Annotated in this window: 22 protein-coding genes and 1 tRNA gene; 9 read left to right on the top strand and 14 right to left on the bottom strand. The window is 63.7% G+C overall.

Annotation, left to right across the window (positions count from 1 at the left end; translation table 11 throughout):
- Positions 1-134: 134 nt before the first annotated feature.
- The 4 genes from M1D34_RS16620 to rplU all read right to left on the bottom strand — a co-directional run bounded on the left by M1D34_RS16620 (position 135) and on the right by rplU (position 2,156).
- Positions 135-722: a GNAT family N-acetyltransferase gene (locus tag M1D34_RS16620; RefSeq protein ID WP_028010515.1), complete on the bottom strand. Its 588-nt coding sequence runs from the start codon at positions 720-722 to the stop codon at positions 135-137.
- The gene (locus M1D34_RS16625) at positions 719-1,351 is read right to left on the bottom strand and encodes a GNAT family N-acetyltransferase (protein WP_003531222.1); all 633 of its coding nucleotides are present in this window, start codon (positions 1,349-1,351) and stop codon (positions 719-721) included. Before M1D34_RS16625 ends, M1D34_RS16620 begins: the two co-directional genes overlap by 4 nt.
- Before the next feature lie 130 nt (positions 1,352-1,481).
- Positions 1,482-1,751, bottom strand: a complete 270-nt coding sequence (gene rpmA, locus M1D34_RS16630) for a 50S ribosomal protein L27 (RefSeq protein ID WP_003531206.1) — start codon at positions 1,749-1,751, stop codon at positions 1,482-1,484.
- 33 nt (positions 1,752-1,784) lie between these two features.
- Positions 1,785-2,156 (bottom strand): 50S ribosomal protein L21, encoded by a 372-nt coding sequence (rplU, locus tag M1D34_RS16635; RefSeq protein WP_498779976.1) that lies wholly within the window; start codon positions 2,154-2,156, stop codon positions 1,785-1,787.
- Positions 2,157-2,457: 301 nt separating this feature from the next.
- Here rplU and M1D34_RS16640 point away from each other — a divergent pair.
- Positions 2,458-2,547, top strand: a tRNA-Ser gene (locus M1D34_RS16640).
- 108 nt (positions 2,548-2,655) lie between these two features.
- Positions 2,656-3,480, top strand: a complete 825-nt coding sequence (locus tag M1D34_RS16645) for a DUF429 domain-containing protein (protein WP_498779977.1) — start codon at positions 2,656-2,658, stop codon at positions 3,478-3,480.
- Between the two features lie 141 nt (positions 3,481-3,621).
- On the opposite strand, the gene M1D34_RS16650 is transcribed toward M1D34_RS16645, so the two are convergent.
- Positions 3,622-4,125, bottom strand: coding sequence for a hypothetical protein (locus tag M1D34_RS16650; protein WP_318856753.1), 504 nt, complete (start codon positions 4,123-4,125; stop codon positions 3,622-3,624).
- Positions 4,126-4,393: 268 nt separating this feature from the next.
- On the opposite strand from M1D34_RS16650, the gene M1D34_RS16655 reads away from it, so the two are divergent.
- Positions 4,394-4,555, top strand: coding sequence for a hypothetical protein (locus M1D34_RS16655; protein WP_498779979.1), 162 nt, complete (start codon positions 4,394-4,396; stop codon positions 4,553-4,555).
- Between the two features lie 61 nt (positions 4,556-4,616).
- Here the strand turns inward: M1D34_RS16655 and M1D34_RS16660 are convergent, their stop codons facing one another.
- Positions 4,617-5,924 carry an amidase gene (locus tag M1D34_RS16660; protein WP_498779981.1) on the bottom strand — a complete coding sequence of 436 codons (1,308 nt, stop codon included), beginning with the start codon at positions 5,922-5,924 and terminating at the stop codon, positions 4,617-4,619.
- A 125-nt stretch (positions 5,925-6,049) separates the two neighbouring features.
- Between M1D34_RS16660 and M1D34_RS16665 the strand changes: the two genes are divergently transcribed.
- From M1D34_RS16665 to M1D34_RS16680, 4 genes are all read left to right on the top strand, one after another.
- Complete coding sequence (locus M1D34_RS16665) at positions 6,050-6,271, top strand: KTSC domain-containing protein (protein ID WP_003531190.1); 222 nt, start codon at positions 6,050-6,052, stop codon at positions 6,269-6,271.
- A 155-nt stretch (positions 6,272-6,426) separates the two neighbouring features.
- Complete coding sequence (locus tag M1D34_RS16670) at positions 6,427-7,989, top strand: alkaline phosphatase D family protein (RefSeq protein WP_153313639.1); 1,563 nt, start codon at positions 6,427-6,429, stop codon at positions 7,987-7,989.
- A 135-nt stretch (positions 7,990-8,124) separates the two neighbouring features.
- A complete protein-coding gene (gene typA, locus M1D34_RS16675; protein WP_498779984.1) occupies positions 8,125-9,951 on the top strand; it encodes a translational GTPase TypA in 1,827 nt (608 codons plus the stop codon).
- A 343-nt stretch (positions 9,952-10,294) separates the two neighbouring features.
- Positions 10,295-10,801: a GNAT family N-acetyltransferase gene (locus tag M1D34_RS16680; RefSeq protein ID WP_003531187.1), complete on the top strand. Its 507-nt coding sequence runs from the start codon at positions 10,295-10,297 to the stop codon at positions 10,799-10,801.
- Between the two features lie 46 nt (positions 10,802-10,847).
- Here M1D34_RS16680 and M1D34_RS16685 read toward each other — a convergent pair whose 3' ends face one another.
- On the bottom strand, positions 10,848-11,450 hold the full coding sequence (locus M1D34_RS16685; protein WP_498779986.1) for a hypothetical protein: 603 nt from the start codon (positions 11,448-11,450) through the stop codon (positions 10,848-10,850).
- A gap of 157 nt (positions 11,451-11,607) precedes the next feature.
- On the opposite strand from M1D34_RS16685, the gene ppa reads away from it, so the two are divergent.
- Entirely contained in the window at positions 11,608-12,141 is a 534-nt protein-coding gene (gene ppa / locus M1D34_RS16690; RefSeq protein WP_003531185.1) for an inorganic diphosphatase, read from the top strand.
- Positions 12,142-12,284: 143 nt separating this feature from the next.
- Here the strand turns inward: ppa and M1D34_RS16695 are convergent, their stop codons facing one another.
- Positions 12,285-12,578, bottom strand: a complete 294-nt coding sequence (locus tag M1D34_RS16695) for a YggT family protein (RefSeq protein ID WP_003531184.1) — start codon at positions 12,576-12,578, stop codon at positions 12,285-12,287.
- Positions 12,579-12,812: 234 nt separating this feature from the next.
- Between M1D34_RS16695 and M1D34_RS16700 the strand changes: the two genes are divergently transcribed.
- Positions 12,813-14,060, top strand: a complete 1,248-nt coding sequence (locus tag M1D34_RS16700; RefSeq protein ID WP_028010508.1) for an MFS transporter — start codon at positions 12,813-12,815, stop codon at positions 14,058-14,060.
- 177 nt (positions 14,061-14,237) lie between these two features.
- Here M1D34_RS16700 and M1D34_RS16705 read toward each other — a convergent pair whose 3' ends face one another.
- From M1D34_RS16705 to hemC, 6 genes are all read right to left on the bottom strand, one after another.
- The gene (locus M1D34_RS16705; protein ID WP_248448752.1) at positions 14,238-14,996 is read right to left on the bottom strand and encodes a glutamine amidotransferase; all 759 of its coding nucleotides are present in this window, start codon (positions 14,994-14,996) and stop codon (positions 14,238-14,240) included.
- 2 nt (positions 14,997-14,998) lie between these two features.
- The gene (locus M1D34_RS16710; RefSeq protein WP_003531180.1) at positions 14,999-15,478 is read right to left on the bottom strand and encodes a tellurite resistance TerB family protein; all 480 of its coding nucleotides are present in this window, start codon (positions 15,476-15,478) and stop codon (positions 14,999-15,001) included.
- Between the two features lie 35 nt (positions 15,479-15,513).
- A complete protein-coding gene (locus M1D34_RS16715) occupies positions 15,514-17,151 on the bottom strand; it encodes a heme biosynthesis protein HemY (RefSeq protein WP_498779989.1) in 1,638 nt (545 codons plus the stop codon).
- Positions 17,152-17,168: 17 nt separating this feature from the next.
- Positions 17,169-18,485, bottom strand: a complete 1,317-nt coding sequence (locus tag M1D34_RS16720) for a COG4223 family protein (protein WP_498779991.1) — start codon at positions 18,483-18,485, stop codon at positions 17,169-17,171.
- Positions 18,486-18,704: 219 nt separating this feature from the next.
- Positions 18,705-19,412 carry a uroporphyrinogen-III synthase gene (locus M1D34_RS16725; RefSeq protein WP_028010504.1) on the bottom strand — a complete coding sequence of 236 codons (708 nt, stop codon included), beginning with the start codon at positions 19,410-19,412 and terminating at the stop codon, positions 18,705-18,707.
- 4 nt (positions 19,413-19,416) lie between these two features.
- A complete protein-coding gene (hemC, locus tag M1D34_RS16730) occupies positions 19,417-20,346 on the bottom strand; it encodes a hydroxymethylbilane synthase (protein ID WP_498779993.1) in 930 nt (309 codons plus the stop codon).
- Between the last annotated feature and the right edge of the window lie 88 nt (positions 20,347-20,434).

A 20,434-nucleotide genomic window follows, 5' to 3' on the forward strand; every position in this document is an offset into this window, starting at 1 on the left:
TGCGGGGCAGCCCGCGCACGTTCCCGATCCCGCTCTGCTTTTGCGCCATCGATATAGGCGCTTCCGGCAGAGGTCAAAGATTATCGACATGAAGAACCCCGCCAGGAGCGGTACTGGCGGGGTCCCGTATCCGTTCAGTCCGGGCGGCGCAGGTCCTCGGCCGCAAGCCGGGTTTCGATATGCGCGACCATCGCATTGCGGGCGAGCGCATAGATCTGGCTGCAGCCGGTGATCCGGAAGCCGAGCTTTTCCTGCACCTTGAGCGAGGCCGGATTGTCGGCGAAGACGCCCGAATGCAGCACCGTTTCCGGCATGCGGCGGAAGAAGCGTTCGACCGCGGCATGGACCGCCTCGCTCGCCAGCCCCTTGCCCCAGTAGAACCGGTTCAGCCAGTAGCCGACATGCCATTGGCCGTGCCGGAGCTCGATGCCGATGCAGCCGATATGGACGTCGTCGCCCGGGGTAGTGATGGCGAGCGTCCAGTCCGGCAGCATATCGGCCGTCTGGCGGTTGAGCCAGTCGAGCGCATCCTGGTGGTGGTAGGGCGCTGGAACGCGCGAAAGCATCCGCGCCACCTGGAAGTCGCCGAGCGACTCGGCGATGGCCGCCGCATCGGAAAGCCGGTGCGGCCGCAGCCGCAGCCGTTCCGTTTCGATGACCGGAGCCGGGCCGGGGCCGGGGCGGGCGACCGTCCGGGCGCGCTCCGTGACCAGGGCGTTCATCGGACACCTCCCCAGCTTCTTAGGGAGACCCAGGTCTTGCGGTCGAGCCTGTACCATTCGACCGGGACCATGCCGCCGAGCGCCAGGCTGCCGACCATGCCGGAACCCTGGAACTGGAAGCCGCACTTCTGGATGACCCGGCGCGACGCGATGTTCATGACCCGGCAGCGCGCATCGATCTGGTCGATGTCGCGGGTGCGGAAGGCCATGTCGGTCAGGGTCTGTGCCGCCTCGGTCGCATAGCCCTGGTTCCAGTAGGGCTCGCCCAGCCAATAGCCGAGCTCGACGGTCCTTTCGTCGGCGTGCGGCTCGACACCGCAGCAGCCGAGGAATGCGCCATTGTCCGCTTTCGTGATCGCGTAGACGCACTTGCCAATCGTGCCGGCTTTTGCGCGTCGCACGAAATCGGCCGCATCCGCCGTCGTATAGGGGTGCGGCATGCGCGAGACCATGGTGGCGATGTTGGCATTGTTGGCAAGATGGGCAAGGGCGTCGATATCGTCTTCATGGGGCGCGCGCAAAACGAGCCTGGGCGATAACAATATCGGGCAATCGGTCCTTGACCGCTGAGGCCTCAGCCTTTGTTCGGGAGACCGGGATTGGTCTTCCCTGACGAGCTCGGTTTGCATGGTTCTTCCTCCAGACATGCGAAAAGGGGAGTTGGGTATCGCCCCATCTCCCCTTTGAAGTCTGGCTTTTGAACCTTGCGGTGCGTCAGCCGGGTCGATGAGACGCCGGCTGTTTTAGAGCGCTACCGGCTTATTCCGCTGCTTCGGCTTTCGGCATTACAGACACGTAGACTCGGCCGTTGGCCTTCTTGCGGAAGTCCACGTTGCCCGTCGTAAGCGCAAAAATCGTATGGTCCTTGCCGAGGCCTACATTGGCGCCGGCATGCCACTTCGTGCCGCGCTGGCGCACGATGATGTTGCCTGGAATGACGGCTTCGCCGCCGAACTTCTTCACGCCAAGGCGCTTGGACTCGGAATCGCGACCGTTACGCGACGAACCGCCAGCTTTCTTGTGTGCCATTGGTGTTCTCCTTTAAACCTTCGATCCCGGAACTCAGTTTGCAGCTTCAGCGGCGGCTTCGGTCTTCTTCGAAGCCTTCTTCGCCTTGCCGCCGGCGGCAGCGATGTCCAGGATACGGACGATCGTCTGATGCTGGCGATGGCCGCGCGAGCGCTTGGAGTTCTGGCGGCGGCGCTTCTTGAAGGCGATGACCTTCTTGGCGCGGCCCTGGTCCACAACTTCGGCGCTGACGACGGCACCTTCGACAAACGGAACGCCGATGGTGGCATCGGCGCCGACGCCGACCATCAGGATCTCGGTGAATTCGATCTTGTCGCCAGCAACGCCTTCCAGCTTTTCGATGGTAATGACGTCATTGGCCGCCACGCGGTACTGCTTACCGCCGGTCTTGATGACTGCGAACATATTTTGTCCTTTCATGTTCGGTCCGGCTCTTTGCCCGAAGACAAGGCCGTCTTTTTGTCAGTCGCTAACGTGGAGCGAAGCGCCTCGGAAATCCTCGACCTTCGCCAGTGAACGGGCACAACACTTACCCGGCGCGGCGGAGGCTAAGCCCACACCACCTCATGGCGCGGATTACGGGAACGGCCCTTGCTTGTCAAGGCGAAAGCCACCATATCGCAGATATTCTTATCGGAAGCCCTTGCCAGCGGCAGAAACTGCCGCTATGAACCGGCCGCGCTTGAACAGCGCCGACCGGCCCCGCGGAGAGGTGGCAGAGTGGTTGAATGCACCGCACTCGAAATGCGGCATGGGTGCAAGCCCATCGGGGGTTCGAATCCCCCCCTCTCCGCCATAAATTCTCTGGTTACAAGTGCTTTGCTTCCCAAGAGAGCGGCCTGGACGTCCGATTGTCTTTCACTCACTTAGTTACACTCCGGCACGCCCGAGCTTATGAGGCGGGATGAGCTTGCACACCGGTTTTACTTCCATCGTCGGCTTCGACTCGGCCTGGACTGACAACCCGAAAGCTCCCGGAGCGATCTGCGTCATTCGTCTGGATGGAGACGGCGCTCATTTGTATCTCGCACCCCGGCTTGCCTCGTTTGCGGAGGCTCTGGATGTCATCGAGCGCGAGCGCAAGGAGGCCCAGAAGTGCCTTGTGGCACTGGATCAGCCAACGATCGTCCCGAACCTCACCGGCTCGCGTCCCGTCGACAGGGTAGCCGGATCGCTGATCTCCTGGATTGGAGGCGGCGTTCAGCCTGCAAGCCGGTCGAAGAAGGGTATGTTCGATGACGGCGCACCGATCTGGCGGTTCAAGCAGGCCTTGGGAGCGACGGAAGAGCCGGAACTCGCACGAGCAGCATCCAGCGGCCTCTTCCTGATAGAGGTTTTTCCGGCTCTGGCACTGGCTGCTATCGAGGGAACCTTCTGTTCGAGGCTTGCAGCCCCGAAGTACAATCCTGCCAACCGGCAGCGCTTCAAGATCAGCGACTGGCAGGCAGTCGCAGAAGCGGTCAGGCGGTTCGGCATGCTGAACTCGCTGCGGCACCTGGACGAATGGTGCTTGATAGCGGCAAACTCCGAGGCGCCGAGGAAGGCGGACCAGGACAAGGTCGACGCATTGATCTGCGGCCTGATCGGGCTGCATTGGCTTGCCGCTCCGCGTGACCAATCGGTGATGCTCGGTGACCTGGAGAGTGGCTATATGATAGCGCCGGCGACGCGCGGCGTGCATGAGAGGTTGCGCGCAGCGGCGCGACAGCGGGATGTGGCGATTGCGTGAGAAGAGGCCACAGACACAGGCCCGTCACTTCCATTGCTGGAAAATCGGTCCTAAAGGCAGGGAGGCGGATCTCAACTCGGTCCTATAAGGTTTAGCCTATGAGGACACAGGTCGAAGCATCCTTATGCATCCCCTCCCGCATCACTCCCCCGCATTCCTCCTAAGCCACGCCTCCAATCCCGCGATTACCGACAGCCTCAAACTGGCATTGCGCGTCAGCGCCCGGGCAAGCGGGCGGCCGTCGGGCGGGAAGCCCATTTCGGCCATGACGTCGGCAGGTTTCAGCCCGCGCCGGGCCATTATCGTTCTGATCTCGGCGATCGCTGAGGGAAGCAGGTAGCGGCCGCTGGCGATCGGGGTTTCGGCGGGCTGCGGGCCGGCATCGGGCGGGGCGGCGGCGGGCGCGGGCAGCGTGCCTTTGGATTTGAGCCAGGCGAGGAAGCTTTCGCGTTCGGCATCGCTTGCCTTCGCCCAGGAGTTCTTGAGCTTCTCCAGCCGGCTGCGCTCCGGCTTCAGGCCGGCGAGGACCAGCGCCCGGCGCAGCGACGGGATCTTGCCGGTGGCAAGCGCGGCGTGGATTTCCGGAAATTCGGCCTTGAGGCGGTGCAGGTCGGGGGCGTCGTCGCCTTTGGTTTTCTTCGCCATCTTGGCTCCGCTTGTGACTCTCCCGGGCGGTCTAGAGCATTTCAACGTTTCATAGAAACACTGAAATGCTCTAACGGATCCAACGCAGTTTCGGACGGAAAACCGTTACACACTTTCCTGGAAGTGCTCCAGCGCGCCGGGGACGAGCGAAATATCCGGTGTCCGCTGCCCTTCGTTTGAAAGCCGGTCTCGCTCCAGTTCTGCACAAGTCAGCCTTTCTAACGTCGCCGGACAGCCGTAATGAATGCGGCGAAGGAAGGACGATTCGATGTCTGACGATTTTGAGCGCTACAGCGACCCGCAGGATGCGACCGTGGCCCTGTACCTCATGAACAATGACGGTGGCGAGCTGACCGAGGTGCTGGTCGCTGCGCTCGAAGACGCGTTCCGGATTCTCAAAGAGGAATGGTCGAGCCGGTCGATGCATTGAGGTATTGCCGGTAAAGCCTGTCCCTCGAACGGCCATCCCGCGCGAGGGAACGCGAAGCTGTTCACCCGTTCTTCAGCAGATCCTCCATTGCGGCCGCAGCACCAAGCAGCATCGCGTCCGCGCCGTGCTGGCCCATCAGCATCAGCCCCGCCGGCCGGCTCGTGCCTGCCATCGGCAGGCTTATTGCGGTCAGGTCGAACTGGTTGGCGACCTGAGTGTTGCGCAGCAGCACGTCCTCCACGCGGCGGTATTCGGCCCTGTCCTCTTCGACCGAGGCGATGCTGACGGCGGGGATGGGTGTGGTCGGCAGCAGCGTGAGATCGAAGGGTGCCAGCCGCTCGTCCATGGCGCGCATGAGCTCTTGCCGCTTCCGCAGCAGGTCCTCGATCGCTGCGTCGTGGACCGTGAGGCGGCGGCGCAATGTGGATTTTACGCGGATGTCGACCGGCGCATTGTCGTCCAGGAGCCAGTCCGCGTGCACACGGCTTGCCTCGAGGCCCGCAAGCGAGCCGATCGCGGTTGCCTCGGCGAAGCGGGCGAGGAGATCGTCGATCCCGCATGCGGCGAGTTTCGCACCCGCGCGGGAGAAGGCTTGCAGGCTTCTTTCGAAAGCCGCCGCAATTTCCGGCGCAAGCCCTTCGAGAAGAGCGCCTTCGGGAATGCCGAGCTTCAGGCCGGCGAGCGGCATGGGCTCGAGCGGTCTCGGCGTCTCGCCGGCCATGACCGCGTCGGCGGCCGCGCAATCGGCGACCGTGCGCGCAAGCGGGCCGATCGAATCGAGGCTGGGGGACAGGGGAAAGGCGCCTTCCAGAGATATGCGGCGGGCGGTGGGCTTGAAGCCGACGAGGCCCTGCAGGGCGGCCGGAATGCGCACCGAGCCGCCGCTGTCGGAGCCGATGGCGATCTCGCTCGTGCCCTCCGCCGCCGAGACGGCGGCGCCCGAGGAGGAACCGCCGGGAATGAGGCTCGGGTCGATAGCGTTGCCGGGCACCGGGTAATGCGGATTGAGGCCGACGGCGGTAAAGGCGAATTCCGTCATGTGAGACTTGCCGATGATGACGGCGCCGGCCGCGCGAAGGCGCCGGACGATCGCCGCGTCCGCTGTTGCCGGAGGCGCCGCGCGGCGGATGATGGAGCCCGCAAGCGTCGGCTCGCCCGCGATGTCGAAGAGGTCCTTGATGGAGACGATCCGCCCGTCGAGGGGCCCGAGGCTCTTGCCCTCGCGCCGCCTCCCGTCGGCAGCGTCCGCTTCCGCGCGGGCTGTCTCGGGATAGAGCTTCACAAAAACGCGTTCATCGTTCCGCCGCCCGTCGAGGCGGGCGAGAACGGTTTCGAGGCGGTCGCGGGCGGGCGTATCTGACGGGGGCAAGGAAGGACCTCGTGAATTGCGGGCCAAGTCCGGAAGGAAGTCCTTGGAAGCGCTCCAATATTTAAAGGATCGCACGATTGATGTACAATAGGGGGCGATAGGGACAAGCAATCGGGAAGACGCCGATGCGAATTCTACGATCCTCCGCAATCCTCGACTCCTCCGCGATCCATGAGGTCAGATACGATGTACCGCGCCGGACGTTGAGCGTCTGGTTCCTCGGCAACCGCAGGCCCTATCATTACCTCGACGTTCCGGAAGAGGTTTACGAGGAACTGCTGCATGCGGATTCCGCCGGCAACTATTTCAATCGGCACATACGCCATCACTACGGGTTCCTGCATTAGGGATTGCCCCTTATCCGCCTGCAGGCAGCCCCTTCACAGAACTGTCGCCAAACCGTCCGAATAGTTTCATCCGCCTGTAAAGCCGCTGACATCTGGCTCGCCAATGGTCCGCTCGCGAGAACCGACGATTCGCGAAACGGAACCGGAGGCAGGGATTGGCCGCTCTTCGAAACACCCTCACCAGGCGTTCTTTCCTCTTCTCCGCCGGCGCCGCCGGTCTTGTCGCTTCTTCCGGTCTCGCCACGCCGTTCTACGCGCGCGGCTACGGACGGCCGGAATTCGCCCATGGGGTACAGTCCGGCGACGTCGATACGGGCTCGGGGATGATCTGGACGCGGGTCGATCGGCCGGCGCGCGTTTCCGTCGAGTATTCGACCACGGAAAGCTTTTCGAATGCCGTCAGGCTTGCCGATATCGATGCGACGCCGCTGACCGACTGCGCCGTCAAGTGCCGGCTCGACAGTCTGCTGCCGGACCAGGACATCTTCTATCGCTTCATCGCGACCGATCTCTACGACGCCAATCGCGTCTCCGAACCGGTCGTCGGGCGCTTCCGGACGGCTCCCTTGCGCCGCCGCTCCGTGCGCTTCGTCTGGTCCGGCGACACGGCGGGGCAGGGCTGGGGCATCGACGAGGTCGGCATGAAGACCTATTCGACCATGCGGCTGCACGAGCCGGATTTCTTCATCCATTCCGGCGACACGATCTATGCCGACAATCCTATCCCCGACGAGATCAAGCTGCGCGACGGCGGCATGTGGAAGAACCGGATCGTCACGCCCGAGAAGCGAGACGTCGCGCGGACGCTCGAGGAATATCGCGGCCAGTGGAAATACAACCTGCTCGACGAGCATGTGCGGAGGCTCCATGCCGAATGTCCCACCTTCTATCAGTGGGACGACCACGAGGTCCTGAACAACTGGTCGGCCTCGACCGATCTCAGCGACGACCCGCGCTATCCGGAGAAGGATGTCGCCGTCTATGCCGCCCGCGCGGCCCGCGCGTTTCACGAGATGACGGCGATCCGCACGCTGCCGACGGAGCCCGGCCGCATTTTCCGCAAGATCGCCTATGGTCCGCTGCTCGACGTCTTCTTCGTGGATCTGCGCTCCTATCGCGGCCCCAACCAGGAAGAGGGGGGTGGCGGCCTCTTCGGCTGGCGGCAGGCGGACTGGCTGAAGCGCGAGCTTGCGGCGTCCAGCGCCACCTGGAAGGTGATCGCCTGCGACATGCCGGTCGGCCTCATCGTCTGGGACGACTATTCGGCAAGGCGCGGATCGGATGCCATCGCCGACGGCGACCATGGCGCGCCGAAGGGGCGCGAGAGCGAATTTGCGGATCTCCTGCGCTTCGTCCGCGACAATGCGATCGAGAACCTCGTCTGGCTGACGGCGGACGTGCATTACACGGCGGCGCATCACTACGATCCCTCGCGGGCCGCCTTCAAGGACTTCTCGCCGTTCTGGGAGTTCGTCTCCGGGCCGCTTCATTCCGGCACCTACGGGCCGAAGGAGCTCGACATGACCTTCGGCCCCGAGGTTCGCTTCATGAAGGCGTCCGGCGGAGGAATCGACAGCAACCTGCCGCCGTCGGCGGACCTTCAATTCTTCGGCATCGTCGATATCAGCGGCCAGACGCGGCAGATGACGGTGCGGCTGATGGACCGGCAGGATCAGGAACTCTGGCGGGTAACCCTCGATCCGGCGGTTTCCGCTTGAGCCGGCGGCGCCTCACGCAGGTCAGCCCTGCGCGCCGGCCCCCTTTCGCTTCCGGGAAAAAACCTGTATGAGCGCGGCAACTGAAAAGCGGTACCTGCCTCGTCGCGCGTGCCCACGAACTTTCCGAGACAAAAAATGAGCATTCGTAACATCGCGATCATCGCGCACGTCGACCATGGGAAAACCACGCTCGTCGACGAACTTCTGAAGCAGTCGGGCTCCTTCCGCGAAAACCAGCGCGTCGCCGAGCGCATGATGGATTCCAACGAACTGGAAAAGGAACGCGGCATCACCATCCTCGCCAAGGCGACTTCGGTCGAGTGGAAGGGTACGCGCATCAATATCGTCGACACCCCCGGCCACGCCGATTTCGGCGGTGAAGTCGAGCGTATTCTGTCGATGGTGGACGGCGCCATCGTTCTGGTCGACGCCGCCGAAGGCCCGATGCCGCAGACGAAATTCGTCGTCGGCAAGGCGCTCAAGGTCGGTCTTCGGCCGATCGTGGCGATCAACAAGATCGACCGACCCGATGCCCGTCACGAGGAAGTCATCAACGAGGTATTCGATCTCTTCGCGGCGCTCGATGCGACCGATGAGCAGCTCGACTTCCCGATTCTCTACGGTTCCGGCCGTAACGGCTGGATGAACGTCGCGCCGGAAGGTCCGCAGGATCAGGGCCTGGCACCGCTCCTCGATCTCGTTCTCGATCACGTTCCGGAGCCGAGCGTCGGCGAAGGCCCGTTCCGGATGATCGGCACCATTCTCGAAGCCAATCCCTTCCTCGGCCGCATCATCACCGGGCGCATTCATTCCGGTTCGATCAAGCCGAACCAGGCGGTCAATGTCCTCGGGCAGGACGGCAAGGTGCTCGAGTCCGGGCGCATCTCCAAGATTCTTGCATTCCGCGGCATCGAGCGTCAGCCGATCGAGGAAGCCCATGCGGGCGACATCGTGGCGATCGCCGGCCTCTCCAAGGGCACCGTCGCCGACACGTTCTGTGATCCGGCCATCAACGAGCCGCTGAAGGCGCAGCCGATCGATCCGCCGACCGTCACCATGTCCTTCCTCGTCAACGATTCTCCGCTCGCCGGCACCGAAGGCGACAAGGTCACTTCGCGCGTCATCCGCGACCGTCTGTTCAAGGAAGCCGAGGGCAACGTCGCATTGAAGATCGAGGAATCCTCCGAGAAGGATTCGTTCTACGTGTCCGGCCGCGGCGAACTGCAGCTCGCGGTTCTGATCGAAACGATGCGCCGCGAAGGCTTCGAGCTCGCCGTCTCGCGTCCGCGCGTGGTCATGCACAAGGATGAGAACGGACAGCTCCTGGAGCCGATCGAAGAGGTCGTCATCGACGTCGACGAGGAGCATTCGGGCGTCGTCGTCCAGAAAATGTCCGAACGCAAGGCCGAAATGGCCGAGCTTCGTCCCTCCGGCGGCAACCGCGTCCGGCTGGTGTTCTTCGCGCCCACCCGCGGTCTCATCGGCTATCAGTCGGAGCTTCTGACCGATACGCGCGGCACGGCGATCATGAACCGCCTGTTCCACGACTACCAGCCCTATAAGGGTGAGATCGGCGGCCGCGTGAACGGTGTTCTGCTCTCGAACGACGCCGGCGAATCCGTGGCCTATGCGATGTTCAACCTCGAAGATCGTGGCCCGATGATCATCGACGCCGGCGAAAAGGTCTATGCGGGCATGATCATCGGCATTCACACGCGCGACAACGATCTGGAAGTCAACGTCCTCAAGGGCAAGAAGCTCACCAACATGCGCGCGTCCGGCAAGGACGAGGCGGTAAAGCTGACGCCGCCGATCCGCATGACGCTCGACCGGGCGCTGTCATGGATCCAGGACGACGAACTGGTCGAGGTCACGCCGAAGTCGATCCGGCTTCGCAAGATGTATCTCGATCCGAACGAGCGCAAGCGCTTCGAGAAGTCGCGGACGGCCGGCGCTGCTTAAGGGGCTAAAAGCGAGCCCCTCATCCCGCTGCCGCGACCTTCTCCCCGCATGCGGGGAGAAGGGGTATGCCGCGCCGCCTCCGTCCGCTCTCCCCGCGAGCGGGCTAGTCCTCGGGTTAAAGCCGAGGAGAGGGGCAAGTCCAACCTTCTGATTTCGTCGATCTACAAACCCCCGGAGCGATCCGGGGTTTTTGCTGTGTGTGCCTTTCGCGGGCGGCTTGCGGATAAAGTTAAAAAGGCGTTAACCTTGGGGCAGGTGCCGTTAAAGTTGCCTGTGGGTTAACGCCGCGCGACAGCCCGGCGGGATTCCTGTCCGCCGCGTCGTGTGATTAGAGTCGCAAGTCATGAAGACTGTTTCGATCGAGGTTCGGCCTGGGGAGCCGCATGAGGCGGCGGCAATCGCCGACGTGCATCGCGTTTCCTGGTTGCAGGCCTATGGCGGCATCATTCCGCACCGCCCCCTTGTCCGAATGGTCAATCGCCGCGACGAGACCTGGTGGCGCAAGGCCACGCGCGGACCGGCGACCCTTCTCGTCGTCGACGTCGCCGGCACGATAGCCGGCTACGCGACGCTGGGCCTGAGCCGGGCGCGGGCGCTGCCGCAGGAAGGCGAAATCTACGAGATATATCTGAGGCCCGAATATCAGGGCATCGGCCTCGGGCGTGTCCTCTTTGGGGAAGCAAAGAGCCTTCTGAAATCGCTCGGCTGCGAAGGGCTCGTCGTCTGGTGCCTGGAAGACAGTGCGAATGCCTATAATTTCTTCCATTCGGCGGGCGGTCGCGACATTGCCGAAGGCATGGAGGATTTCGGCGAGAAGCACCTGAAGAAGGTCGGCTTCGTCTGGAGTTGAGGAGTGCCGCAAGGCGCTGTCATCGGTCCGGGCGTCTCGCAGAGCCTCATTTAGGCAGGAAGTGCATGGGTTCGCCCGCCTTCTCGCCGCGATTTCCGTGATAGGATGCCTGGTCCGTGCCGCAGCGGAAGCTTGCGGCTCTTTCGTCGGCTATCCTGCGCGCCAGCGTGTTCGCATCGGCATTGGCGAGCGCGTCGACATAGCCGATGACGCAGCCGTCGCCGTCCTCCTTCTGCGCGACCTTCGAGATCACCAGAACCTGTCCCTCGAACGCCTTGGTGCTCCTGTCCGTCTGCGGATCCGGGTTCTCGATAATCCAGCGCAGGATGGCGGCGACCGGCTTCCCGTTGGCGTCGAGGCGCCATTCGACGGTCGTTTCGGCATGGTTGAAGGTACCGAAACTCTCGAAGCCGTTCTCCAGATAGCTTTGCCTGGCATGGCCGAAGAAGAAGCTCTGGCGCATATCGCTCTCGATGAAATGGACGGGATAGTCGCCTATGCCGGGACAAAGCATCTGCGACGAGGCGCCTTCCCACTCGCGCAGGAGCCGGCACTTGTCGCGGCTGGCGTCTGTGTAGGCGCTGTCATTGGCAAGTGCAGGCGCCGAGATCAGGGCGGCGGAAAGAAAATAGCGAAGTTTCGGGCGCATTGTCTCTCCTGCGAAGATAAATATCAGCCCTGCCCCTTTTTGGCCGCGCGGCGTGCCTACAGCAAATCCGCCCGCCCGGAACCAAAGTCATGTTGCATCGCGGCATGTTTCCCTTTATCCGACGGGACGACTTTTCAAACGACCCCTGGAGGTGCTCATGCGGATCGACGCGATTTCCATCGGAAAGAATCCACCGGAAGATGTCAATGTAATCGTGGAAGTCCCGGTCGGCGGGCATCCGATCAAATACGAAATGGACAAGGAGGCCGGCACGCTGGTGGTCGATCGCTTCCTCTACACGCCGATGACCTATCCGGGCAATTACGGCTTCGTGCCGCACACGCTTTCCGACGACGGCGATCCGATCGACGTGCTGATCTGCAATACCCGTCCGCTGGTTCCGGGCTGCGTCATCAATGTCCGCCCGATCGGCGTGATGATGATGGAAGACAATTCCGGTCAGGACGAAAAGATCATCGCGGTCCCCTCCGCCCATCTGACCAAGCGCTACGACAAGGTGCACGATTACACCGACCTGCCGGAAATCACCCTCAAGCAGATCGAGCACTTCTTCGAGCACTACAAGGATCTGGAGCCCGGCAAGTGGGTGAAGATCTTCGGCTGGAAGGATGCCAGCATGGCCAAGCAGCTGATCCGGGAAGCGGTCGAGCGCGCCAAGACGAAGAAATAATCGTTTCGCTGTTTTACTGAGACATGAAAACCTCCGGCTCGGCCTCGATCCGGAGGTTTTTTGCGCTTTAGTCTAGATCACGATGATTTTAGGTGGAGTCGGCCTGCACGGGCGAAACCGCACACACTTTTCCTTATCCCGCTCTAACGCAGCAGCGCAGGAGCGATGGTGGTGTTCAGGAAGAGCTGGATGAAATAGAGGATCACCAGCACGACGAGCGGCGAAAGGTCGACGCCGCCCATGTCGGGCAGCACGCGGCGGATCGGCCGGTAGAGCGGCTCGGTCAACTGATAGAGCGAGCGGCCGATCATGTTGATCGCCTGATTGTTCACGTTGATCACGTTGAACGCATAGAGCCAGGAGAAGATGGCCGAGGCGATGATCAGGAACCACGCAATGTTGATGATGAAATTCAAAGTGCCGATGACAGCAAGCATGCCGGTCTCCAATTCGTTGTTGACAGACATGTAGACATTAGGAACTAAACGAGCAAGTACGCCGGCCTGCCTCGCGTGATCATGTTTAATGGCACGGAGCGCGCCTTTCTTCCCTTCCCTGCAGTGCTCCGCGGTTTTTCCGATGCGCAAGGATCGCTGCAGGATTTCAATTTCTGCACGCTCCCGCTGCTCGGTCGGCGACGTATCAGGAGCCTGCAGCAGGAGCATTCCAGCATGTCGGCCGTCCATGCCGCGCACCGTTTCGCCGCCTTCAGGCATGTCGGATACCGGCGTTATTTCTTCTCCCGCCTGCTCGCCTATTTCGCCGTCCAGATCATGTCCGTGGCCGTCGGCTGGCAGATCTACGATCTGACGCGCGATCCTTTCTCGCTCGGTCTCATCGGCCTCTTCCAATTCCTGCCATCCCTCGTTCTCATCCTCGTGACGGGCAGCGTGGCGGACCGCTACAATCGCCGGGCGATCATGGGCATCTGCATGCTGGTCAGCACGCTCTGCGGCGCAGCACTTCTCCTTTTGACGGTGACGGGACTATTTTCACCCTGGCCGGTTTACGCGATCCTTGTCGTGTTCGGCATAGAGCGGGCTTTCCTGGGGCCCGCTTCACAGTCGCTGGCGCCCAATCTGGTGCCTGCGGAAGATCTGCCCAATGCGATCGCGTGGAATTCGACCTCGTGGCAGACGGCGATGATCGTCGGCCCGGTGGCTGGCGGGCTTCTGTACGGATTCGGCCCGACCGTGCCCTATGCGGTCAGCCTCGGCTTCTTCGCTGCCGGCGCCCTGATGGTCTTCGCCGTGCCGAAGCCCGCAAGGCGCTCGCCGCCGTCGGCCGCAAACTGGCAGACGATCACCGCAGGGTTCCGCTACATCAAGGCCGAGAAGATCGTGCTGGGGGCGATCTCGCTCGATCTCTTCGCCGTGCTGCTCGGCGGCGCCGTCGCGCTCATGCCGGTCTTCGCGCGGGACGTCCTGACGCTCGGGCCGTGGGGCCTCGGCCTCCTGCGGGCCGCGCCCGGTGTCGGCGCGGTCGGAATGGCGGTGTGGCTGGCCGCCCACCCGATCCGCAATCGAGCCGGTCTCTACATGTTCGTCGGCGTTGCCCTCTTCGGCCTGGCAACGGTCGTTTTTGGCCTGTCGGCGACGCCATGGATATCGATCGCCGCGCTCGTCGTAATGGGCGCTTCCGACATGATCTCGGTCTATGTGCGCGAGATCCTCATCACGCTCTGGACCCCGGATGAGCTGCGCGGCCGCGTAAACGCCGTCAATATGGTTTTCGTCGGCGCCTCAAACGAACTCGGAGAGTTCCGCGCCGGCATGATGGCCTCCGGCTTCGGCACGGTCTTCGCGGTCGTCTTCGGCGGCGCAGGCACGCTTCTCGTGTCGCTCCTCTGGGCACTCGGCTTTCCGCAATTGCGCCGGATCGACACGCTGGATGTGCCGGAGAAGCAGCGGAGGGGGTGAGCATCTGAACTGGAGGCCGCCCCTCATCCCGCTGCCGCGACCTTCTCCCCGCAGGCGGGGAGAAGGGACAAGACGCGCCCGCTCGCCCCGAATCGCGGGATGTTGAAGAAGGAAGCGGAAAACTCGTCCCCTCGCCCCGCTTGCGGGGAGAGGGTTAGGGTGAGGGGCATTCGCAACTCACGACTGCAAGCTCTTCCGGAATTCCTCCCCGCTTTCACCATTCATGAAAATCAGCTCCAGGAAATTCTCCATCCATGTCCGCAAAGGATGGTCGTGCAGCATGCGGCCCTCCAGATGCGCTTTGCCCAATTGGGCACCGGGGAGCTCGAAGCGATGGGCGCCGTGCACCACCCAGCGATGCATCATCGCCCGCGTCAGCTCGCCGTGGAACTGGATGCCCCAGGCGTTCTCGCCGTAACGGAAGGCCTGGTTCGGGTAGGTGTCGCCGGTTGCCAGCAATTCGGCGCCATTCGGCAGGTCGAAGCCTTCGCGGTGGAAGTGATAGACCATCGCCGGCCAGTCCATCAGCGCCTTGCCGGCCTGCGTGGCTCTCAAGGGATACCAGCCGATCTCGGTCATGCCTTCGTGATGGGCTTCGACCCTGCCGCCGAGATTGCGGGCCAGCATCTGCGCCCCGAGACAGATTCCGAGATAGGGCTTGTTTTCCAGAAGCGGCACGGACAGCCAGTCGATTTCGCGCCGGACGAACTCCTCCTCGTCATTGGCACTCATCGGTCCGCCGAAGATGATCGTCCCCGAATGTGCTTCCAGCGTCGGCGGCAGCTCGTCGCCGAGCGCGGGGCGGCGGATGTCGAGCGAAAAGCCCTTCCGCTCGAGAATGTGGCCGACGCGGCCGGCGCTCGAGCGCTCCTGATGGAGCACGATGAGGATGGGTCTCTTGGCGTCTCTCTTGGTGTCTGGGGCCTCTGGCGGCATCGTCAACTTTCCTGTTGCGCCTCGTTCTCCTCCACCATGTCGATCTTGGCCGCTGCTTCTTGGCGTTTCAAGACCCGGTCACGCCCGGAAACGCCGAGGAGGTCGGCAATCCGCCAGATCACGTGGTCTTCCATCTCGCTGCGCGCACCGTCGGCGTAAACGATTTCCCACAGCATGCCGACGAGCTCGATGCGTTGCTCCTCGGGCAGGTGCCGCTTTATGTCCGACGTGAACTGGTAGAAGTCGATCGCTTCGCTTTCAGCGCTCTCGCCGGCCGCGACCAGGGCATTGAGAGCGGCATCGTCGAGCTTGTAATGCTCCTTGATGAGCTTGCGCATCTTGCGGCGCTCGGAGCTGCGGACCGCGCCGTCCGCTTCCATGACCTGGAAGCAGAGGCCGATCACCGCAATGCGCGGGTCCCCCGCTTCAATCCGCGCCGAGCCGGTCATTCCTTCCAGAAATGCGCGAAAACGTTCAAACATGCACTATCGCCTGCAGCCTATGGAGATGTCTGGGTTCAGAAAAGACGGAAGTTGGTGGTGGTCCGTTCCGCCGCCGCCGGCTCGCGCACGCCCGGATCGTCCGGGGGGCGGCCGAAAAAGGGATCCGGTGCCTCCTCGGCATCCTTGCCCGTTGCGGGCGATGCGGCCGGTTCCTTCCGGTCGGGAACGCTGATCGCCTTCTCCGGCCCGGCCCGTTCTCGCTCGGCCCGTTCTCGCTCGGTTTGATCGCGCTCGGCTGTCGGGGCAGCCTCGGCCGTCCGTCCAGGAGCCGGTTCCTCGACCGGGCGGGGCACGGTCGCGACTGGCGGGAGGCTGCGAATTGCCTGGTCGGGGTTCAGATGCCCGTCCTCCGTTGCCGCCGCGATCTGCGACGGCGGAGCCTTCCACTCGAAGGCGTCGAGGCGGCCGCTGACCGGGGAGACCGGCAGCCAGACCGGTGAGGTGACGCCGTCGGCGGTCCAGGCCGGATCGCGCGGGCTCTTCAGCGCCTGTGCCATCCAGTGACGGATGCGGCCCTCGTCGCCGGTGTCTGCCTCCTCGATGTCCGCGAGCAGCAGAAAAATGCTCTCCCTCGGCTCGAGGCGGGCGGCGGCCTCTGCCTTTGTGCGCGCAAGAGCAAGTTCGCGCGCGTCGAGCGCCGCCTCGGCGACGGTCGCCAGTGCGACGGCATTGTTGCTGCGGAGCGATTCAAGCTTCTTCGCCCGCTTCAGCCGGTCGAGGGCGGAGTCCCCGCCGCGCGCCCGCACATAGAGACGCGCGATATCGGGATGCGGATCCAATTTCCACATCCTCTCGAGGATCGAAGCACCCTTGCGCAGATTTTCCTCGCGAAAGAGCGCCTTGGCGGCAACGAGTGCCGCCGGCACGAGGCGATCGTCGAGCTTCAGCGCCGCCTGCGCGTCGTCCCGGGCGGATTTCGGGTCTGCATCCAAACTTTCCATTGCCCGTGCGGTCAGAAGAACGGCCTTTTTCCGGTCCGCTTCGTTCTTTTCGAGCACATGGGCGGCGCGGCTCTGGTCGAGCAGGCGGATTGCCTCGTCCCACTGGCGCGCCTGGCTGCGATGGTCGAGCGTTGCCAGGGTCGCCCACGGCAAGTGCGGCGCTTTCTCGGAGGCGCGCTCGGCATATTGGCGCGCAGCCTCGTTGGCGCCGAGCCGCTTGGCTTCGAGATACAGCCCGCGCAGGCCGAGTTCGCGCGTCTCCGGGTCGTCCGCCATCGCCTCGAATTTTTTGCGTGCGTCGTCGTATTTGCCTTCGATCAGCGCCGTCTGCGCTTCGAGCAGATGGATGAGCGGCTCCTGATCCGAGCTGATGAGGTTTCGCGTGCGCGCGGCCATCTTGCGGGCGAGATTGGCGTCGCCGGCGCCGGCCGCGATCAGGCCGGTCGACAATGCCTGATAGCCGCGGTCGCGCTTGCGGGAGCGAAAGTAACGCGTGACGGTGTGCGGCGACAACCAGATCGTGCGAAGCAGCCAGACGACGATCAGAACGGCAGCGAAGAGCGAGATCAGGATCGAGGCGGCGCGCATCAGGCTCATCTCGATGAGTTGGCCCTGCCAGATCAGCGACAATTCCCCCGGACGATCCGCGAGCCAGGCAAAGCCGAGAGCCAGGCAAAGGACGAGCAGTACGAAGAACAGTATCCGGATCATATAGTCTTCTTCCCCCGCTAACCTTGCTTGCCCGTGCGCGTCATCGTGCCGGCTACGGCGGCATCGATCACCGTTTCGACGCCAAGCCGCCGGTCGAGCTTTTCCTTGAACCCCTGGCCGGCGGATTTCGCGGTTTCGGGAAGGCTGTCCCATTCGAGCGATGCGCCCTTGAGATCGCCGTTATCGAGCTTGTCTTCGATGCGGGCGATCACCGCTTCCGGTGTGTCGCCTTCGACGCTGCCGACCGGCCGCACGCGGATGCCCGACATTGCGCTGGAGACGAGGCGATCGAAAATGCCCTGATTGGGGTCTGGCCGGTGCAGCGCGTCCAGCATCGCGTCCGCCGCCGGCCGGAAACTTTCCTTCAATTCCGTCCGCGTGGGGACACCTGTCGCGGCGACATCGGCCAGTTCCTTGACGGCCGGATCCTGGGGGGCGATGCTGCGCAAGGCGTCGAGTTCGGCGAGGAACGGCCCGCCGCGATCGATCGCCGTCTTCAGCGCGGTGACGGCAACGGCTTTCGCCATCTCGATATCGTTCGCAGGCTCGTTGAGCTTCTGCTCCGCCTGGTCGATACGGCCGGCAAGTTCCGCCCTGGCGGCGTCCGCCGCCTGGCGAGCCTCGGCAAGCTCGGTCTTCAGGGCGGCCATTTCATTCGTCAGGTTGGCGACCTCGGCTTCGAGCGCCTTGACCTCGGGAGCGCCCGCCGCAGCCGCGCCGGGCTCTCGGGCCGCCTGTTCCAGGGCCGCAAGGCGGTTTTCCAAAGGGGCGACGTCCACTGGCGCCGCCGGGGCCCGTGCCTGAAGCTCCGCCTTGATCGCTTCGATCTCGCTCGCAAGGTTCTGCTCGGTGCCCGGCTGCTCCGGTCCGGGCGCCGGAACGTAGCCGGCATATTGCAGCACGCCGGCACCGGCGAGCGCTATGAGACCGCCGAGGATGCCGGCAGCAAGCGCACCTGCGCCTGTGGCCTGTCTCCTCTTTGCCTCGGGCAGTTCGCCGTTGGTCGCGTGCGGAAGCTCCGCGTCGAAGGCGGCCGCAGCCGCGTCGGCGCGTGCCTCCTCCGTCTCTGTTTCCTCTTGCGGAGTTTCCTCTTGCGGATCGCCCGCCGGCAAAGGAGGTTCGCCGATGCCGGCTTCGTTGCTTTCGACTTCGCCGGTTCTTACTTCGCCGGCTTCAGCCGCCTCGCTCGTCGAAATATCCGCCGGCTTGCTCTTCGCCGCATCCGGGCCGGCCGCTGCCTCGGCCGCCGCAGGTTCGGTCTTCTCCGCCTCGAGATCGATCGTCAGCGGTTCTTTCCCGGGTTTCGAGCGGCGCGGCGGCTTTTCCGATGCCATGGTCACCTCTTTACCGTTTCATTGCCTGTCGGTGTAGGCCTGAGCGGATCTGCAGCAGGAACGCTCTGCACTTTCCTCATCCGATCTAAACGCAAACCTAGTCAGCGAGGATGACGAGGGAAAGCCCCAGACCGTGCTTTTTGACGGAAATGCCCCAGATGACCCGAGCAATGTGCAGAAGGCAGGCGGAAAACCGGCGCCGACTTTGCTGATTTGGCCTCAAAGAAGCCGCAAGAGATTTTCCTCGTCGGGCACCGCCGCGACCCCGCAGGGTAGACCGTCCGGCAGGGTCTCTCTTATCGGCCAGCTCAGGCAGAGAAAGCGCGAGGCGAGGTCCGCGGGTTCAAGCCCGCTCTCCCGCAATGCTGCGTCCAGGCGCCGCGCGCTCTCGCGGGAATAGAGCATGACCGCATCGAAGGGGCCCGCGCGGAGGAGTCCGGGCAGCGTCTCCGCAGGATAGTGGACCGGCGCCATCCGATAGCATTCGGCGGTCCTGTGCTCGATCCGCCGTTGGTGCAATGCCCGTTCGAAACCGTCGGTTCGCGGTGAACCGGCGAGATAGACCAGCGTTTCCCCGGGGGGGAGAAGGGCAGCCACCGTCTCGGCGAGTCCCTCGCCGGTTCCCGGTCCGATGCGGATATCGGTAAATCCGAGATCGCCCGCAGCGCGCGCCGTCGCTTCGCCGACTGCAAAGAGCGGTGTTGCAAGGTGTGGCTCAAGCGCCGGTCCGAGCGCGCCGAGGACGCGGACCGCCTCCCCACTGCTGACGGCGATCGCCTGGTGGGGCTCACTCAATGCTGCCCGGGCCGCGCCGGCGAGATGCTGCGCCTGCATAAGCGGCAGGATGACCGCTTCGTGACCCATGGCGCTGAGCCTTGCCGCCGTCCTTTCGGCGGCCGGGCGTGGCCGGGTCACGAGCACGCGCATCGGATCAGCTCCAGCTCGAGAAGAAACCCGGTCCGGCCTTGGTGCGGATACGCTCGCCGGCCTCCTGCCCAAGCCTTTCCGCGTCTGCCGCTCTGCCGTCGATTTCGATCTGGTGGGAGGTGGTGCCGTCGGGCGTCAGGATCATGCCGGCAAAGCGGATATGTGTCCCGTCCGATTGCGCGTAGCCGGCGATCGGCGTGCGGCATGAGCCGTCGAGCGTCGCCAGGAAGCCGCGCTCGCAGGAAACCGCCTCGTGTGTGCGCGGATCGTCGATTGCCGCAAGCAGCGTGTTGATACGGTCGTCGCCGATGCGGGCCTCGACGCAGATCGCGCCCTGGGCCGGCGCCGGCGGAAATTCTTCCGGATCAAGCAGCTCCGTCGGCACTTGCTCCATGCCGAGGCGCTTCAGGCCGGCATAGGCCAGAAGCGTGCCGTCGACCTGACCTTCGGCAAGCTTGCGCAGGCGTGTCTCGACCTGTCCGCGATAGGTGATCACGTCGATATCGGGCCGCAGCCGCCGGATTAGCGCCTGACGGCGCAGCGAAGACGAGCCGACGGTGGCGCCTTGCGGGAGATCGACGAGCCTTTTAGCCGAGCGGCCGACAAAGGCGTCGCGGATGTCCTCGCGCGGCAGGAAAGCGGAAAGGAACAGCCCGTCGGGCAGCTTCGTCGGCATGTCCTTGGACGAATGCACGGCGAAGTCGAGGTCTCCCGACAGAAGCTGCTGCTCGAGCTCTTCGGTGAACAGGCCCTTGCCGCCGATCTCCGCAAGCGACCGGTCGGTGATCCGGTCGCCCTTCGTGGAAAGGATGACGATCTCGAACATTTCCGGTGGCAGACCTTGTGCGGCGGCGAGCCGATCGCGCGTTTCATGCGTCTGGGCCATCGCCAGCGGGCTGCCGCGCGTGCCGATGCGGAAAGGTTTCGTTTGCATCCTTCGCCATCCGTTGTTACTGCATGCTTCCTTAAATCGGAACCGGTTTTAGGACAAAACCATGCAGCAGTTCAAAGCGTTACAGCGT

This window comes from Ensifer sp. D2-11 (assembly GCF_054161295.1).

Coding starts and splice junctions, on each gene's coding strand:
- M1D34_RS16655 (WP_498779979.1), top strand. CDS start 4,394: ATGTCTGACGATTTTGAGCGCTACAGCGACCCGCAGGATGCGACCGTG.
- M1D34_RS16650 (WP_318856753.1), bottom strand. CDS start 4,125: ATGGCGAAGAAAACCAAAGGCGACGACGCCCCCGACCTGCACCGCCTC.
- M1D34_RS16645 (WP_498779977.1), top strand. CDS start 2,656: ATGAGCTTGCACACCGGTTTTACTTCCATCGTCGGCTTCGACTCGGCC.
- hemC (WP_498779993.1), bottom strand. CDS start 20,346: ATGCAAACGAAACCTTTCCGCATCGGCACGCGCGGCAGCCCGCTGGCG.
- M1D34_RS16710 (WP_003531180.1), bottom strand. CDS start 15,478: ATGTTTGAACGTTTTCGCGCATTTCTGGAAGGAATGACCGGCTCGGCG.
- M1D34_RS16695 (WP_003531184.1), bottom strand. CDS start 12,578: ATGCTTGCTGTCATCGGCACTTTGAATTTCATCATCAACATTGCGTGG.
- M1D34_RS16680 (WP_003531187.1), top strand. CDS start 10,295: ATGAAGACTGTTTCGATCGAGGTTCGGCCTGGGGAGCCGCATGAGGCG.
- M1D34_RS16665 (WP_003531190.1), top strand. CDS start 6,050: ATGCGAATTCTACGATCCTCCGCAATCCTCGACTCCTCCGCGATCCAT.
- M1D34_RS16705 (WP_248448752.1), bottom strand. CDS start 14,996: ATGCCGCCAGAGGCCCCAGACACCAAGAGAGACGCCAAGAGACCCATC.
- ppa (WP_003531185.1), top strand. CDS start 11,608: ATGCGGATCGACGCGATTTCCATCGGAAAGAATCCACCGGAAGATGTC.
- M1D34_RS16725 (WP_028010504.1), bottom strand. CDS start 19,412: ATGCGCGTGCTCGTGACCCGGCCACGCCCGGCCGCCGAAAGGACGGCG.
- M1D34_RS16720 (WP_498779991.1), bottom strand. CDS start 18,485: ATGGCATCGGAAAAGCCGCCGCGCCGCTCGAAACCCGGGAAAGAACCG.
- M1D34_RS16685 (WP_498779986.1), bottom strand. CDS start 11,450: ATGCGCCCGAAACTTCGCTATTTTCTTTCCGCCGCCCTGATCTCGGCG.
- M1D34_RS16620 (WP_028010515.1), bottom strand. CDS start 722: ATGAACGCCCTGGTCACGGAGCGCGCCCGGACGGTCGCCCGCCCCGGC.
- M1D34_RS16715 (WP_498779989.1), bottom strand. CDS start 17,151: ATGATCCGGATACTGTTCTTCGTACTGCTCGTCCTTTGCCTGGCTCTC.
- typA (WP_498779984.1), top strand. CDS start 8,125: ATGAGCATTCGTAACATCGCGATCATCGCGCACGTCGACCATGGGAAA.
- rpmA (WP_003531206.1), bottom strand. CDS start 1,751: ATGGCACACAAGAAAGCTGGCGGTTCGTCGCGTAACGGTCGCGATTCC.
- rplU (WP_498779976.1), bottom strand. CDS start 2,156: ATGTTCGCAGTCATCAAGACCGGCGGTAAGCAGTACCGCGTGGCGGCC.
- M1D34_RS16625 (WP_003531222.1), bottom strand. CDS start 1,351: ATGCAAACCGAGCTCGTCAGGGAAGACCAATCCCGGTCTCCCGAACAA.
- M1D34_RS16700 (WP_028010508.1), top strand. CDS start 12,813: ATGTCGGCCGTCCATGCCGCGCACCGTTTCGCCGCCTTCAGGCATGTC.